Source organism: Sphingobacterium sp. CZ-UAM (assembly GCF_002000245.1).
Taxonomy (GTDB): domain Bacteria; phylum Bacteroidota; class Bacteroidia; order Sphingobacteriales; family Sphingobacteriaceae; genus Sphingobacterium.
Window position 1 is genome coordinate 558369 of record NZ_MTCM01000002.1, and the last position, 16019, is coordinate 574387.

The following is a 16019-nucleotide window of genomic DNA, read 5'->3' on the forward strand; positions in this document are numbered from 1 at the left end:
GCTGCATGAATCGTCTTTACTAAAAAGATAATAGAGCAAAATCAAAATAAACCAAACTAAGCAATGAAAAGAAAAGATTTTATCCGTAATGCAGGGATTCTTACTGCCTCAACATTATTTGCCAATACACGTGTTTTCGGTTTTCAATCTGAACTTATCCGTGTTGGACTGATTGGTGTAAACGGTATGGGCTGGTCCAATCTAAATGCGATATTGAAAGTCCCCGGTGTCCAATGTACAGCACTTTGTGACGTAGATGAAAATATACTCAGCAACCGAGTGGAGGAATTAAAAAAACGAAATATTACAGTCAAAACCTATATTGATTACAAAGATTTACTCCGGGCGAATGATGTGGATGTTGTGATCATAGCCACACCCGACCATTGGCATTGCTTGCAGATGGTAGATGCTGTTGCAGCAGGCAAGGACGTATATGTTGAAAAACCTATTGGAAACTCCATTCGGGAATGTGAAGTCATGGTTGCCGCTGCGAAAAAATATAATCGTGTTGTACAGGTGGGGCAATGGCAACGTAGTCAACAGCATTTCAGAGATGCAATGGCATTTGTACATGGTGGAAAACTGGGTAAAATCCGTTTGGTCAAAGCTTGGGCTTATCAAGGTTGGATGAAGAGTATTCCTGTGTTGGCAGATGCTGCGGTGCCTGCAGGTGTTCATTATGATAAGTGGCTCGGACCTGCACCAAAGCGGTCTTTCAATCCCAATCGTTTTCATTTCAATTTTAGGTGGTACTGGGACTACGCAGGTGGCTTGATGACAGATTGGGGAGTCCATATGTTGGATTATGCCTTGATCGGGATGAAGGTTTCTGATCCGGTATCCATTATGGCTGCCGGAGGAAAGTTTGCTTATCCCGATGATGCAGCCGAAACACCGGATAGTTTAACCACAGTGTATGAGTTTGATGGATTCAATGTGCAATGGGAGCAGGCAACAGGAATAGATCTAGGTCCCTATCAAAAAACACATGGTGTCGCTTTTATCGGTAATAACGGTACATTAGTCGTTAATCGTGAAGGTTGGGAGGTCATTCCTGAAAAAGGACGTATGGAAGCTGTTGCTTTCCAACCTTCAAAAGATAATGGGCTCGATAAGCATATGGTCAATTTTATAACGGCAGTTCGAAATAAATCCAGTGAAGGGCTGCACGCGCCGATCGAAGCAGGTGCCCACATTGCCATTTTCTCCCAAATGGGTAATATAGCTTATCGCAGCAAGAAGAAATTATTCTGGGATAAAAATAAGCGAACTTTCAACGATAGGGATGCCGACAGCTATCTGGCTAAAAGTTATCAAAATGGGTATAGCATGCCTAAAGTGTAACCTCATAACAGGATGTATCAAAAGCTTTTATAAATGAGTTTTAAAACGGTCGTATTGGGGGCTGTGATAAGTGCGCTATGCGCGCATGAGGCCCTTGCGCAAGGCATGGAAGAGATGTGGGATGGTGCTGGCGGGAAAAGTGCTGTTTCACAAAATAGGGGAAAGCTATTTCGAGAGGGAAAATATGCCCTATTTATTCATTGGGGGATCTATTCCCAATTAGCAAATAAATGGCAGGGAAAAACCTTTTATGGAATCGGAGAATGGCTTATGAACAAGAGCATGGCAAATATTCCACCTACAGAATATAAGTTGGCAGCATCTTCCTTTCATCCGGATCACTTTGATGCCAAAGCGGTCGTAAAGCTGGCAAAAGATGCCGGAATGCGTTATATCGTTATTACCAGTAAACACCATGACGGATTTTCGATGTTTCATTCGAAAGTAAACCCCTTCAATATTGTCGATGCGACGGATTTTAAACGCGATCCAATGATTGAATTGGCGCAAGCTTGTAAAGAAGGCGGCATCGGTTTTGGATTTTATTATTCTCAAAACCAGGATTGGACTTATCCCGGTGGAAACGGTGGGCCAAAGGTTGATGCACAGGGTAAAGCGAAATCTTTTGACGATTACTTTTGGGAGAAATGCTATCCTGAGGTACAGCAAATTACAACAGGCTATGGTCCTATCGAACTGGTATGGTTTGATACGCCGGGTGGAATGGATAAAAAATATGCACAGAAGCTTGTTGAACTGGTGCATAAAAATCAACCGGGAGCATATGTATCTGGAAGGGTAGGGCATGGGTTGGGAGATTATTCTACACTCGGGGACATGGAAGTACCTCGGGAGAATGTGGATGGCATTTGGGAAACTGTTGATGTGACCAATGATTCCTGGGGCTACGCCTGGTATGACAACAATTGGAAGAGTAGCCAGGAGATACTGCAACGCACACTGTCAACTGTTGCACGTGGGGGAACATATATGCTGAATGTGGGACCTAAGCCGGATGGTTCTATTCCGGATCAGGCAGGTTTGGCTCTGCGCAATGCAGGTGCTTGGATCAAGCGTTATCCCGAAACGGTTTATGGTGCGCAAGCCTCACCATGGAAGCATGCTTTGCCTTGGGGAGATGCTACCATACAAGGGGATCGCATTTCCTTACTGGTCTATCATTGGCCTGCAGATGGAACCTTATACGTTCCGGGCTTGACCAAAGGGGTTCAGTCGATTAAACTCCGGGGTTCGAAAGAGCAAGGAAAATTGAATTATACACTTGAAAAGGACTGGCTTAAAATTGATATTCCGAAAATTGCCCCCGAAAAGATGGTATCTGTCATCGAGGTTAAGTTAAACGGTACGCCTCAGGTCGAAAAAATGCTGGGGGTTGATCCAGCACTGGAAACCGTTATCCCTGTTGATTTTGGAGAGGTGGAGGGCTGTAATAAAGATGGAAAATCGTGGATGGAGAAATTTGGTGAATGGAAACATGTTGTTCAGGTCAGTAATTGGACAGAAAAAAGTAAGTTCTCCTATGAAATAGCTGTCAAAAAGCCTGGCTATTATCAAGTAGACATGAATTATGCAGGCGAAGGAAGGATGGTATGGCGTATTGAAAATTCTGCGGGCGAGCTTGTTCAAAACCAACAAGAGTCGGCCCATGTCTATAACTGGTATCCCTGGGGCTGGATGAAATTTGAGAAGGCTGGAAGATATAAAATAACTGTTTCGTTGATCGAAGGCAATGGTGATAAGGCGAGCCTGACTGCGCTTCGGTTTAAATATGTAGAATAGGAAGAGGGCGGAGATGGGTATTACTTTCGGTACTTACTCGTCGAAGACCGGATTAGTCCAGCCATGGTTTTTAAAGGTAAGTAAACCTAAGTCTGTACCAAAAAATAAACCCTAGGCCAATGCCAGCTAGAATAGCCGTATTATTGCTGCTTTAATTCAATTTTATTATTGCAAGATCAGATTGATCTTCTCAATAGAGTCTTCGTTTTCCAGAAAATCAATATAAGGAATCAGCGGCTCAATATCTTCTTTGTCCATTGTTTCTAAATCATCAAATAATGCTTCGACAAATTCGTTACAGAAGGATTTACCAAAACTGTAGTCTTTGATTCGTGCTAAATCATCATAGTTGATTTCTGTTGCATTCAGGTTCAACACTTCTTCTGGGATCTCATAGTCACCATCAGCTGGATAGCCTATATATCTAAACATTCTTTCCTTCCATACCTGAAATAGAATCTGATGGGAGACGTGGTCTCCGAAGTATTTATATACTTGAGAAAGAAGCACAGCTGCTGTTTCTTTTTCGAAGGTACCTGAAATGCTTTTGTCAAGTAATTCGGCGTAAGCCATGAATACGGAACAGTTGAATCGGAAATCAAAGTGAGAAGTCAACATAGAAACTACGTTGTCTCTGCCTTGGGTTCGTAGTAATTGTCTTGCTGCTAATGAGGTGAGGTTGTGTTTTTGTTCGTGCCCGTGGCTATCGGGGATGAGTATGATATGATCCTGTTCAAGAAGGGAGATGACAAATTTCCAGTCTTCAGGCCTTTTGAGGATTTTACAGTTATGGGCTAAGTAACCATTCCGTTTGGGATCTGGTTTCTTGTCTCCGACTATAACCTCACCGGGCTGGATAATATGCTCTGGAGGAATTTTAAACCTGCGTATATGCACAAAGAGTTCTTCTCCGGAAGGTAACGCAAGGGTACCAAATCCTTTGTTATTGTCGAACCATTTGACAGCGCCGATAAACATGGCTGATGTTGAGTTTTGTTTCAATGTTATAAAGGTAGTGAATTAAAAATATTTATTAGGCATTGAAAATTAAATATTTGCGATTATCCGATGAATAAAGAGATTTTTTAGGGCATTAGCTCATCTAAAATGATTTTCTGGCGGTTAGAATACAGCAAAACAAGTCAATTGATTGATTTATGGACAAATAGCTTGTTGATCCCTGACTGGAATTCGAGTTTTACAAAAGCTATGTATGTGTCTTTTGTTAGTGTATCATCAATGTGGTTTTGAAAAATGTATTATTATGAATAATTTCATAACAAATAAACTCATCATTCTACTATGCCTTATCAAGCCGTATATCAGAAGATAGATTATAAACGCTATCAATTTTTAAGAGAACAGTCAGGGTTATCTCCAAAAACGGAGGAAGCTGCACGTCTAGGAATGGAAAATTCCCTATGCTGTGTGGCTATTTTGGATGAGGACAACGATAATGAAATAGTAGGTATGGGTAGGATTGTTGGCGATGGGGCTTGCCATTGTCAGGTTGTTGACATCTGTGTGCTCCCCAAACATCAGAAAAAGGGGCTTGGAAAACTGATTATGCAGAAACTTGATGAATACATGAATTCGAACCTGCCAGATAGTTGTTTTGTCAGTTTGATTGCTGATGGTCCGGCTTTCAAGCTCTATGCGCAATATGGTTTTAAAGAAGTGTGGCCCGCATCGAGAGGTATGGGTAGAAAGTTTTAAAATGAATAGGCTATTATGCACCGTATAATTACGAAATCAATCCTCAATAAGACCAAACGAAGAGATCCTTGGTTTCTTGACGATTATACGTTGAATCCTTATAGTGGTTGCTCTTTTAATTGTTTATATTGCTATATCAGGGGAAGCAAGTATGGGATCAACATGGCTGAAAAGCTAAGTATGAAGAGCAATGCTGTCGAATTGCTGGAAAAACAGCTCGCATTGCGTGGGCGAAAAAAGCAGTATGGCATTATTGTTCTTTCTTCTGTAACAGATCCTTATCTCCAAATGGAACGTACTGAATTGCTCACCAGGCAATTATTGGAAGTAATCCTATATTATCGTTTCCCAGTACATATTATTACGAAATCGGATTTAGTTACCCGAGATTTTGATTTGTTGAAACGGATTGATACAGAAGCAATACTTCCTGAAGATCTCCATTCAAAATTAACACATAAGACCTTTGTCACCTTTTCATTTTCCACAATAGACGATCATGTCGCGCGAATTTTTGAACCTGGAGCTCCATCGCCCTCCCTGCGATTGAAAGCATTAGCGCAAGCACGTGAACAGGGGCTCCATAGCGGAGTTAGTCTGATGCCACTGTTGCCCTATATATCGGATACCGGAGCGAACCTGGAACTGCTATTTCAGACTTTTCAGACTATCGGTGCCAGCTATATCTTTCCGGCCACCCTTTCATTGTACGGAAGTGATCCGGTGGACAACAGAGCCTTGGTCATGCGGGCAATTGAAAGGCATTATCCACATTTATTGCCAAAATATCAGCGACTATTTGGCGCAGATGGCCATTTACCGGACTATTATCGGCAAGCTTTTGCAGAAAAAGCTAAATCGCTGTGTTTGCAATATGGATTACGGGATAGTCTGTTTTGATAATCTACTTTATTATAGTTTGCTTTCCATTTTTTACTGTTTCCTATAACTATAGCTACAACGTATTTAAGATAGCACGCAGTTGATCAATCTGAAAATTGGATCGTACTGCTGTGCGAAGGAGCTAATTGTGCAGAATTGTAATGCCTTTCATCAAGAATCTTGTTTATTACAAACTCGCCAGTTTCATTTTTAATTCCCGTTTTGAAGACATCCTCATCCATCAATAGGTAACTATATGTGGGTAAGGTATCCGCATAAACTTTAAATTTTAACCGAATATTTTGGCCATAATTATTGCTGATTGCAAGAAGCGGGAGAGTAAACACAAATAAGAACTTGTCCATAATTTGATTATCTATTCTAAGTTAATAAATAAATATGTTATTAAATTTCCTGTTTAATATTTTTAATAGCTTCGGGTTTGTTTGTTTTTTATTTGTATTTATTTCTTTTTGTGTCAAATATGTTACATTTTATTTTGAATCAATCGGCTATTAAGTTGTGAATTCTATTTTAATTATGTGTCTGTTTTTAAGGTGATTATATTTTTTATTAACTGTTTTAGGTAAATTTTATCGAGATAAATAAAAAGTAGTACTCTTTTTTGTGTTAAAAATATATTATCTTAACATTTACATAACCAGTTGTCATTTAATTGTTTAGTAATACTTTATTAATAATTTACAAATATTAAATAACCTTTCTTTGTAACCGAAGAAAAACAAAACCAAAACCATGAAAACGAAACATTTATTACTTCCGGTAATGATCGGAATGTCTTTGAGTGGATGGGCGAAGAGCAGGCCTCTCCTCCTGACAGCTTTTCCTCCGGCCGAAATTCCCACTAAATTTCAAGAGTCTATCCGTGGACTTGTACAAAATGGAGCGGGCGAACCTATCGCTGGAGCTTCAATATTGAACACGTCTACGGGAAAATCTACCCAGACAGACGCTAGTGGTGCCTTTATAATTCAAGGAAAAATTGGACAACTTTTAAAAGTATCAATCGTCGGATTTGAAACGCAGCAACTGAAAATCGAATCAACGGCATTGACGATAAAAATGGTATCGACGGATCAATCGCTAGACGAAGTGATCGTTGTGGGCTACGGTAGACAGAAGAAAGTCAACCTCACGGGTGCTGTGACACAAATTGATTCAAAGATACTTGAAAATCGACCTGTTGCGAATGCAACGCAAGCCTTGCAGGGGGCAATTCCGAATTTGAACATTACATTTACGAACGGAAGACCTGGTGGTGAAGGAAATGTAAATATCCGTGGTTTCGCTTCGATCAATTCGGCGAATGCACAGCCACTTATTCTTATTGATGGAGTGCCGGGTAACATCAACACCATCAATCCCAGGGACATCGAATCAATTTCCGTCTTAAAGGATGCGTCCGCAGCGGCAATTTACGGTGCAAGAGGCGCATTCGGTGTCATGCTGGTGACAACGAAAAGAGGAAAGGCTGGGAAAATGAATATCAATTATAGCAATAATTTCGGTTGGTCGGGACTTACTGTCAGGACCGATTTTATCACTAGTGGATACGACGCTGCCAGATTAAATGACGAGGCTTTCATCCGGGCTACAGGTAATAGCTATACTGGATATACCGAAGAGGATTATGCAGAACTGTTAAAGAGGAAAACCGATCCATCCTTGCCTTCTGTTGTGATTCAGAACAGAAAGGGCAAAGATCAATATGTATACTACGGAAATACAGACTGGTGGAACGAGATGTACCGTAAGACACAGGCGTCGATGGAGCATTCGTTAAACTTCTCAGGCGGTACTGAAAAAATTGATTATTACATTTCCGGACGACTCTATGAAAAAGGTGGGCTGATGAAAATAAATCAGGATAAATTTGATGCCTACAACGTGCGGTCGAGAATAAATGCACAAGTTACACCTTGGTTAAAGGTCAGTGCCAATACACAGCTTAATTATCAAAATTATACTTATCCAGGCTGGGCTACTAATCCGGATAATAACAATAATTTTATTTCAACGACGGTGCATGCGCTGCCATCCTATGTGCCGATGAATCCGGATGGTACAGCAACGTACCGGACCGAGTTGAATAATTATAATATCGGTGATGGAATATATGCAGACTTATTGCATGGGAAATCAAAAGGGGGAGAGGATAAATATGAGTTTATCAACATGTTTGAAGCCGTATTTCAGCTGACAAGGGATTTGACAGTCACCGGAAACTACACCTTCACCCACAATCCCATTCATAATTGGAATAGAAGAACAGTGGCACCATGGTCAATTTTTCCCGGCAAAATTGATTACTTGGGTAATGATACATATACCGAAACCATAATAAACAAGCCCAAACATTCGCTGAATCTTTTTGCCAATTATAATAAACAATTGGGCGATCATCAGTTGGGTGCTACATTGGGCTTTAATCAGGAGACTACCGGTTATAAACGCATTGGTGGGACGCACAATAATTTGCTTTTGGAAGATTTGAATGATTTCGCGCTGGGAACCGGGCAAATGCAATTACTCGGCGGAGCAAATACATGGGCATTACGTGGTTTTTTTGGACGGTTAAATTATAATTATAAAGGAAAGTATCTACTGGAGGTTAATGGTCGTTATGATGGTACCTCTAAATTTCCTTCGAATCAGCGTTACGGATTTTTTCCATCTTTTTCCGGCGGTTGGCGTTTGTCAGAAGAGAGTTTTATGGAGGGTTTGAAGCCGGTTTTGAACGAAGCAAAATTTAGGGTATCCTATGGAGCGCTTGGAAATGCGCAGGAGGCAGCAGAATATGGTTACATCTTGTTGTTGAATTCAGGGCTATCCAATTATATAACCAATGGTACGAAAACACAGTATCTGAGTGCGCCTACGCCGATCTCGCCAGATTTGACATGGGAGCGAACAAATACATTGAATTTCGGTACCGATCTAGAGTTCTTTAAAAGTAAGCTGACGGTTTCTGCGGATTATTTTATCCGAAATACATTGGATATGTTAATTCCGGGCAAAACGTTGCCTGCGGTGTATGGTTCCGCGTCGCCAAAAACAAATGCCGGAGATTTAAGGAATAAGGGCTGGGAGCTGGCCGTGGCCTGGCGAGATCAGGTTGAACTGGATGGTAAACCTTTTGGATATAATATCGGAATCGGTCTGTCTGATTCCAAAGCAAAGATCACACGCTTTGATAATAAAGAAATGCTATTGAGCAATTATTATGTTGGTCAGACATTGGGTGATATTTGGGGCTATAAAACAGATGGTTTCTTCCAGTCCCAATCAGAAATTGATAGTTGGAAGGTCAATCAAGACTACGTTGATAAACAAAGGTTAGCAGCACCGGGAGACTGGGTGAAATTACATCCCGGGGACCTGAGGTTTTTGGATATCTCGGGTAAAGACGGTGTTCCGGATGGCAAAGTGGATGCAGGTGACAACACCCTGATGAATCCAGGGGATCAGGTGATCATAGGTAACAGCAGGGCACGTTATAATTTTGGTTTTAATCTGGGAGCAAATTGGCAGGGTTTTGATGTGTCGGCATTCTTTCAGGGAATCGGCAGGCAGCATTGGTGGCCTGGTGCCAATGCAGACAAATTCTGGGGACCCTATTCTAGGCCTTATTACTCTTTTGTGCCTAAAGACTTTGAAAATGATGTATGGACGCCTGAGAATACGGATGCGTACTTTCCATTGTTAAGGGGTTATATCGCTTTGAATGATCGCGGCTCTCTAAATGTAAAATCAGATCGCTACTTGCAGGATTTGGCTTATATCCGTCTCAAGAACTTAACAGTAGGGTATACCGTACCCCAAGCTTGGTTGAAACGTGTGAAATTAGCCAACGCACGAATCTATGTCTCGGGTGAAAATATCTGGACTGCAACTAAGCTTCGCTCCAAATACATAGATCCTGAACAGTCTGCACAGGAAGCAAATGGCAGATCCTATCCTGTCTCTAAAACATTTTCTTTTGGTCTAGATTTAACTTTTTAATATCATGAAAAAAATATTTTTTATATACATCTTGTTGGGTATAGGCATGACAGCCTGTACGAAAGATTATCTGCAACGTTTACCCGAGTCTGCTGTGCGGCCCGAAGATTCGTTTAAAACAGAAAAAGATCTGGCATTATTTACAAAATCATTTTACGATGCACTGCCATCGGCCGAAGGGGTTTATAATGAGTCGGTTGATAATATTGTTAAAACAACATTGGACGACGAATTGACAGGAAAAAGGCAGGTACCTATCAGTGGCGGCGGATGGACCTGGACTAATCTTCGCAACATTAATTATTTTTTGGAAAACTGTTTTAATACTGTTCCTGAGGCTGCTGCAGCGCCTTATGCCGCAGAAGCTAGGTTTTTTCGGGCTTATTTCTATTTCGATAAATTGAAGCGTTTTGGTGATGTACCCTGGTATGATAAGGTCATAGATAAAGATGATGAGGAACAACTCAAGAAACCCCGTGATCCCCGGGCACTGATCGTTGACAATATTATTGCAGATTTAGACTACGCTATTAAATATTTACCCTTTGAAAAGAAAGATTCAAATACGGAACGGGCAACGAAGTGGACTGCGCTGGCATTAAAATCCCGGGTAGCTCTTTTTGAAGGTACCTTTAGAAAATACCATACTGAATTTAATTTGCCCGGGGCGAATGGATTACTGGAAATAGCTGCAGATGCCGCATTGGAGGTGATAAAAAGCGGACAATATAGTATTTATAATGGTGCCGGTACGAATTCTTATGGCGCACTGTTCAATAGTGTGAATAGTATTCCCAGCGAAATCATCCTTGCTCGAAAGTTTTCGGATGCTTTGCAGATTTGGCATAATGTCAACTATTATACGATTACTGCTTCCTATGGAAAGCCGGGACTAGATAAAAATTTAGTGGATTCCTATCTGATGAATGATGGAAGTAGATTCACCGATAAACCAAATTATCGGACGATGACCTTTAAAGAGGAAGTGCAAAATCGCGATCCTCGTTTGAGCCAGACTATACGTACTCCGGGATATAAACGTATCGGTGGTGCGGCACCAGTCGCACCTAGTTTTGGAAATTCGGTTACGGGTTATCAACTGATTAAATTTGTAGGGGATGTCAAATACGATAATTTTAACCGGTCTGAAAACGATATGCCTATATTTCGATATGCAGAGGTGCTGTTAAACTATGCTGAAGCTAAAGCGGAACTGGGGAAATTGAACCAAAGCGACTTAGATATGTCAATCAAGTTGCTACGTGACCGGGTGGGTATGCCTAACATGAACATGGAACAGGCTAATTTAAAACCGGACCCATTTTTGGAAGAAGATTACAAAAATGTAAGTGGTAATCTGAAAGGTGTGATACTTGAAATAAGAAGGGAACGCCGTATAGAATTGGTCATGGAATCTTTTCGTTGGGATGATATCTTACGTTGGAAAAGCGGAAAATTAGTGACAAGGCAGTTTAAAGGAATGTACTTTCCGGGGACAGGCAAATTTGATTTGGATAATGATGGCAAAGATGATATCTGGATCTATGAAGGGGAAAAGCCTACTGCTCCGGGAGTACAATTGCTGAAACTTGGGTCAGAGATTTCGCTGGAATTTGGAAATAGCGGAAATGTGATTGTCAACCCGCTGATTAAAAAGGTATTTGATGAAAATAAGGACTATTTATATCCGATACCTGTACAGGAACTTCAATTGAATACAAACTTAAAGCAGAACCCAGGCTGGGGGAATTAAGAATATCCATATTTTAGGGTTGCTGATCAGCAACCCTATTTTTTAACTTGATGATAAGTATATCGTGTTTTTCCTGTGATGTCCCCGTTTTTAATGGTATTTTTTTCTTGCCAAAGTTTTCGGATTGCTTTTGTCATCAAAAAGACTTTCTTTAATACTGAATCTCCCCCGTTAATTTCCCTTCGATTATCCATTTATAAACTATTAGTGAATAGTTCAGCTGGTGTGTTCGTTTTTATGCGTTTTTGTATTTGTTTGTGGTTTAAATTGTGTTATGTAATTTAGATTTATTAAAAATAATTTGAATAAGTGCGTTTAAATAGCATATATTTGCATCTGTTTAGAACGATTTTAAACAAGCGTATTTTTGAATGCGTTTTTGTTCGTGCTTATGAAAAAGGAATATTGGACTCTTTTTGCCTCGCTTTGTCTTGTTATGGATGTGTATGGGCAATCCGTTTTAATTCAGGGAAAAGTTACCGATAGTAGGAAAAGTCTATTATCGGGAAGCACCGTAATGTTGAATCAACTGGATCTGTCTAGCATAACTAATAATCGAGGCGAATATAGTCTAAAAATTCCAACCGAGCAGTTTGGGAAATCGATTATTTTATCGGTCTCTTATTTAGGGAAAAAGGGGATAGAGCGGACAATTTTATTGGACTCAGTAAAAAAGGTTGAGAATTTTGTCTTGCAAGACATGAGCCTTGCGCTCGATGAGGTGGCTGTACAGGCGAAAAAGGGGGAACTAAGTAATTCTTCCTTAGTATTTGACCGCGAAATGATCGAAAGGTATCCCGCCTTAAGTGTAAATGATTTATTAAACCGCCTTCCTAACCGCAAAAACACAGCACCTTCCGTACAGGACATGCAAATGCTGACTTTGCGTGGTGCCTTTAAAGAAACTATTGGCGGCACACGGAATGCAGATGAACTCAATAATGCTTTTGGAGTTGCAATCGTTATGGATGATATTACCCTTGGAAATAATGGAAATATACAAGGACGTAACCCCGGTATATTTGGAATGTCAGGAGCAACCAATTCGATCAAACCTTCAGATTATGGATTGACAGGGCGTCCGGGAACGACAAAATCTTATTCCGGTGAGAATGTTTTTGGCGGTGTGGACCTACGTCAGATCCCTGTAGAAAATATCGAGCGCCTAGAGGTAATATCGGGGGTCGCACCGGCACGTTATGGTGATTTATCCAACGGAGCTGTAATCATTGAAAGGCAGGCAGGAAAGACCCCTGCTTTTTTCCGGCTTCAGGTTCGTAGTAATGCCACCTCCTATGGATTATCCAAAGGTATGAGCCTCGGGAAGAACTTGGGGACGATCAATACGGATATAGGTTATGTCAAATCCTATGCGGATAATAGGGATAAGTTGAAGCAATATGACCGTGTGAATGGGACATTGATCTGGACAAATTACTTTGGGACCGAAAAAAGGTTAAAACAAACTTTTTCAGGATCTTACAATAAAGTGATTGACCGGGTGAACAAAGATCCGGATGATCCACAGTCCAATGCAATTTCATTTGGTGGTTGGGGATGGAATGCAGCTAGCCGTACAAGTTACAAATTGGATGATGGATTTCTCAAAAACATCAATTTTAATGCAGGCATAAGTTCCAGCCAACAGAACACCTATAGGGAACATTATTATAATGATGCCATTGTGCTCTATACCGATTCTGTCCGAACAGGAATTGTGGAAGGACAATATGCACCAGGGCAATACACTGCAGTAGATGCTGTGGACAATAGACCTTTAAATTTAAATGGGAGGCTCGAAGCGAATGCTTTTGCAATCACAGGGCATATGACACACAAAATAAATTTTGGGGCAAATTATAGCTACGATATTAATCGGGGCAGGGGGCGTCTGGCGGATCCTTCTATGCCAAAAAAGGACCTAGGAAGCAGATCAGATCGATATTACGACTTCTCGTTGTTGCATGCCCTACAAAATTTCGGTTTCTATGCTGAGGATGCTACACGCACGAAATTATTTGATAAAGAGCTAACCATAAGAGCGGGGCTTCGCTGGGACCTAATGAATGGGCATTCTTCATTTTCCCCCCGAACGAATATCAATTACGCGCTTTCCAAATCCACGCACATTGGACTGGCTTATGGTCTGTCTTTTAAATCTCCTGGATTAGCTCAATTGTATCCCGGACCTACATTTGATGAGATTGTTCTGTTGAATGCTTATAATGGAAGGGAGGATGAGAGTACCGCTTTGATTTATCTGAGACGGTATGAAAAAGATAATAGCAACTTGAAAAGCAGTATGGGACAGACCTTAGAGTCTTCCTTGTCCTGGAACAAAAATGGACATTATTTACGAACTAATCTTTTCTATAAAAAAAATGCACGTAGTATCAATACCGCTACTGAATATGAAGTGAAAGACTTACCTGCATATTCGGCAACCCCGGTTCCGGGCGCTAAACCAATTATCAGGGAGACCGGGACAAAGCGGTATCTGTTGTCCAATTTATACTTTGACAATAGGAATAGTTCATCCAACTTTGGTGCTGAGGTCATGTATTCAACTCCTCGCATTTCATCTCTCATGACAACTTTTTCGGCAACAGCTGCATTTACGTTTGCGAATGCAAGTTCTTCGACATTAAACAGTGTACCGTTTAATTCCGAAAGCACAGCATTGGATGATATTGTAATCGGTTTTTTTCCGGCTACATCTACTAAAAGTTATTTGAGCAGAGCGCAGCTCCGGAGCTCAACGCATTTTCCGGCGCTGCGATTGATTATCGAATTGAGTGCCGACTGTGAATTGTATAATTATAGCAAAACTGCCTATAGGGATATTATACCCGTAGGATATTATACCCGCGACTATGAATATCATGTGATTGATCAATTTGATATAACGAATCCAAAACATTTCGAACTCTATGAGAAAAGAAAAGTCGACGCGGATCGTGTCAATGCCGATAATAATTATGTGTATTGGAACTTTAATCTCAATATGGCCAAGGAGATAGGCAAGAATATCTATCTCTCTTTTAATGTGTATAATTTCCTGGATTATCAGCCGAGGTTTTACAGAGAAGGGGCGACCGGAGTAAAGGCCCCCAATTCGTCGCCGAACTATGGCGCGCAGGTTACCTATAAATTCTAAACTCAAAAACTAAACAATATGAAAACACGTTATTTGATTCCTCTTTTATTTTTGCCTTTTATATCTTGTAAAAAAGATAATACACCCGGTGTACAACCCTTAGATATTAAATTAAATTTAAAATACGCATCAGCGGAACTAAATGGCAAGTTAGATCTGAGCAAGGTGGTTGTTAAAGTGACCAATCTGTCGACAAAGACCAGTATGACCTATTCGCCGACCCAAGGGGTGGTTAATCTGGTATCCATTATGCCAGGCGAATACGATATAGATGCTTCCATTACAATCCCAAAAGACCAATATTTTAACTCAACGGGGGAAGCAATTTTTGAGGATGTCACATTTAATGCGGCGATAAAAAAAGTGAACCTAACCAGCTCCTCGAGTTTGGATCTTGAACTAATTGCCGGCCTTCTGGGCAATTTTGTTATAAAACAGATCTATTATGCCGGATCAGACAATAAAGATGGTGCTCTTTATAGAGATCAGTTTTTTGAAGTTTATAATAATACCGACCGGGTTTTATATGCTGATAGCCTTTATTTTGGCCGTCTGTGGGGAAGACAACGGAATACAAACGAAGCTGTTTACTATCAGAACAATGGACAATTGGATTGGAGTAAATCAATGGGGATGACTGTCGGCGAAACCGCGAATACAGACTATGTCTATTTAAGAGATCTGTTTATGATTCCGGGAAATGGGAAAAGTTATCCTGTAGAACCTGGTAAAAGTATTGTGATTGCGCAGAATGCTTTAAACCATAAAGTACCGTTTGTCGGAAATAACGGAAAAGAAGTGACCATTAAAAGACCTGAACTGACAGTTGATCTGAGCAACGCAAGCTTCGAAGTATATTATGGTGATATTCCAGGGAATAAACCATTCGCGTCTGATATTGACAACCTAAAGGTCCCTAATGTGCAAATTTTAGATTATGTGGGCAACGATTGGATTTTAGATAATTTAGGACGGGATGCTTACGTGATATTTAAACATGCTGATCGCGCCGCAGTAACGAATCTTCCTAGCTACCCTGAACCGTCCATAAATCCACCAGGTGCTACAGTAAAAAAATATAGACAGTTGCCTGTCAATTGGATTATGGATGCTGTGGATGTGCAACCCAATACGACAGATGAAAGAATCCCTAAAAAACTACCACCAGCTTTAGATGCAGGCTTTACATTCGTAACACTCGGCGGTTACTCATCACAATCCGTGATTCGAAAAACCGATAAAACCACTAATGGCGTTCGAAAGTTGAAGGATACGAATAATTCTACAGCGGATTTTGTTGTCATAAAAGCAAACCCATTCGGATTTGGGGATTAAAATGTG

At 40.6% G+C, this 16019-nt stretch carries 10 protein-coding genes; 8 read left to right on the top strand and 2 right to left on the bottom strand.

The features are described from left to right. The first annotated feature begins 63 nt into the window (after positions 1-63). Both BWD42_RS12450 and BWD42_RS12455 read left to right on the top strand, forming a co-directional pair. Positions 64-1347, top strand: coding sequence for a Gfo/Idh/MocA family protein (locus BWD42_RS12450; RefSeq protein ID WP_077436708.1), 1284 nt, complete (start codon positions 64-66; stop codon positions 1345-1347). A 33-nt stretch (positions 1348-1380) separates the two neighbouring features. Further along, positions 1381-3147, top strand: a complete 1767-nt coding sequence (locus BWD42_RS12455) for an alpha-L-fucosidase (protein WP_217700069.1) — start codon at positions 1381-1383, stop codon at positions 3145-3147. Positions 3148-3312: 165 nt separating this feature from the next. Here the strand turns inward: BWD42_RS12455 and BWD42_RS12460 are convergent, their stop codons facing one another. Continuing rightward, on the bottom strand, positions 3313-4149 hold the full coding sequence (locus BWD42_RS12460) for a cold-shock protein (RefSeq protein ID WP_139351138.1): 837 nt from the start codon (positions 4147-4149) through the stop codon (positions 3313-3315). Between the two features lie 300 nt (positions 4150-4449). Here BWD42_RS12460 and BWD42_RS12465 point away from each other — a divergent pair, with 300 nt between their 5' ends. Together BWD42_RS12465 and BWD42_RS12470 are read left to right on the top strand one after the other, a co-directional pair. Beyond that, a complete protein-coding gene (locus BWD42_RS12465) occupies positions 4450-4863 on the top strand; it encodes a GNAT family N-acetyltransferase (RefSeq protein WP_077436710.1) in 414 nt (137 codons plus the stop codon). Positions 4864-4878: 15 nt separating this feature from the next. Further along, positions 4879-5763: an SPL family radical SAM protein gene (locus BWD42_RS12470; RefSeq protein ID WP_077436711.1), complete on the top strand. Its 885-nt coding sequence runs from the start codon at positions 4879-4881 to the stop codon at positions 5761-5763. Positions 5764-5849: 86 nt separating this feature from the next. Here BWD42_RS12470 and BWD42_RS12475 read toward each other — a convergent pair whose 3' ends face one another. Further along, complete coding sequence (locus tag BWD42_RS12475; RefSeq protein ID WP_077436712.1) at positions 5850-6110, bottom strand: hypothetical protein; 261 nt, start codon at positions 6108-6110, stop codon at positions 5850-5852. Positions 6111-6501: 391 nt separating this feature from the next. On the opposite strand from BWD42_RS12475, the gene BWD42_RS12480 reads away from it, so the two are divergent. From BWD42_RS12480 to BWD42_RS12495, 4 genes are all read left to right on the top strand, one after another. After that, a complete protein-coding gene (locus tag BWD42_RS12480) occupies positions 6502-9768 on the top strand; it encodes a SusC/RagA family TonB-linked outer membrane protein (RefSeq protein ID WP_077436713.1) in 3267 nt (1088 codons plus the stop codon). Between the two features lie 4 nt (positions 9769-9772). Next, positions 9773-11521: a RagB/SusD family nutrient uptake outer membrane protein gene (locus tag BWD42_RS12485; protein ID WP_077436714.1), complete on the top strand. Its 1749-nt coding sequence runs from the start codon at positions 9773-9775 to the stop codon at positions 11519-11521. 391 nt (positions 11522-11912) lie between these two features. Next, the gene (locus tag BWD42_RS12490) at positions 11913-14678 is read left to right on the top strand and encodes a TonB-dependent receptor domain-containing protein (protein ID WP_077436715.1); all 2766 of its coding nucleotides are present in this window, start codon (positions 11913-11915) and stop codon (positions 14676-14678) included. 18 nt (positions 14679-14696) lie between these two features. Further along, positions 14697-16013 carry a DUF4876 domain-containing protein gene (locus BWD42_RS12495; protein ID WP_077436716.1) on the top strand — a complete coding sequence of 439 codons (1317 nt, stop codon included), beginning with the start codon at positions 14697-14699 and terminating at the stop codon, positions 16011-16013. Positions 16014-16019 lie beyond the last annotated feature (6 nt).

What these genes read in the sequence shown, in the direction of transcription:
- BWD42_RS12450 (WP_077436708.1), top strand. Translation starts at nt 64, where the DNA reads ATGAAAAGAAAAGATTTTATCCGTAATGCAGGGATTCTTACTGCCTCA.
- BWD42_RS12455 (WP_217700069.1), top strand. Translation starts at nt 1,381, where the DNA reads ATGAGTTTTAAAACGGTCGTATTGGGGGCTGTGATAAGTGCGCTATGC.
- BWD42_RS12470 (WP_077436711.1), top strand. Translation starts at nt 4,879, where the DNA reads ATGCACCGTATAATTACGAAATCAATCCTCAATAAGACCAAACGAAGA.
- BWD42_RS12490 (WP_077436715.1), top strand. Translation starts at nt 11,913, where the DNA reads ATGAAAAAGGAATATTGGACTCTTTTTGCCTCGCTTTGTCTTGTTATG.
- BWD42_RS12495 (WP_077436716.1), top strand. Translation starts at nt 14,697, where the DNA reads ATGAAAACACGTTATTTGATTCCTCTTTTATTTTTGCCTTTTATATCT.
- BWD42_RS12475 (WP_077436712.1), bottom strand. Translation starts at nt 6,110, where the DNA reads ATGGACAAGTTCTTATTTGTGTTTACTCTCCCGCTTCTTGCAATCAGC.
- BWD42_RS12480 (WP_077436713.1), top strand. Translation starts at nt 6,502, where the DNA reads ATGAAAACGAAACATTTATTACTTCCGGTAATGATCGGAATGTCTTTG.
- BWD42_RS12465 (WP_077436710.1), top strand. Translation starts at nt 4,450, where the DNA reads ATGCCTTATCAAGCCGTATATCAGAAGATAGATTATAAACGCTATCAA.
- BWD42_RS12485 (WP_077436714.1), top strand. Translation starts at nt 9,773, where the DNA reads ATGAAAAAAATATTTTTTATATACATCTTGTTGGGTATAGGCATGACA.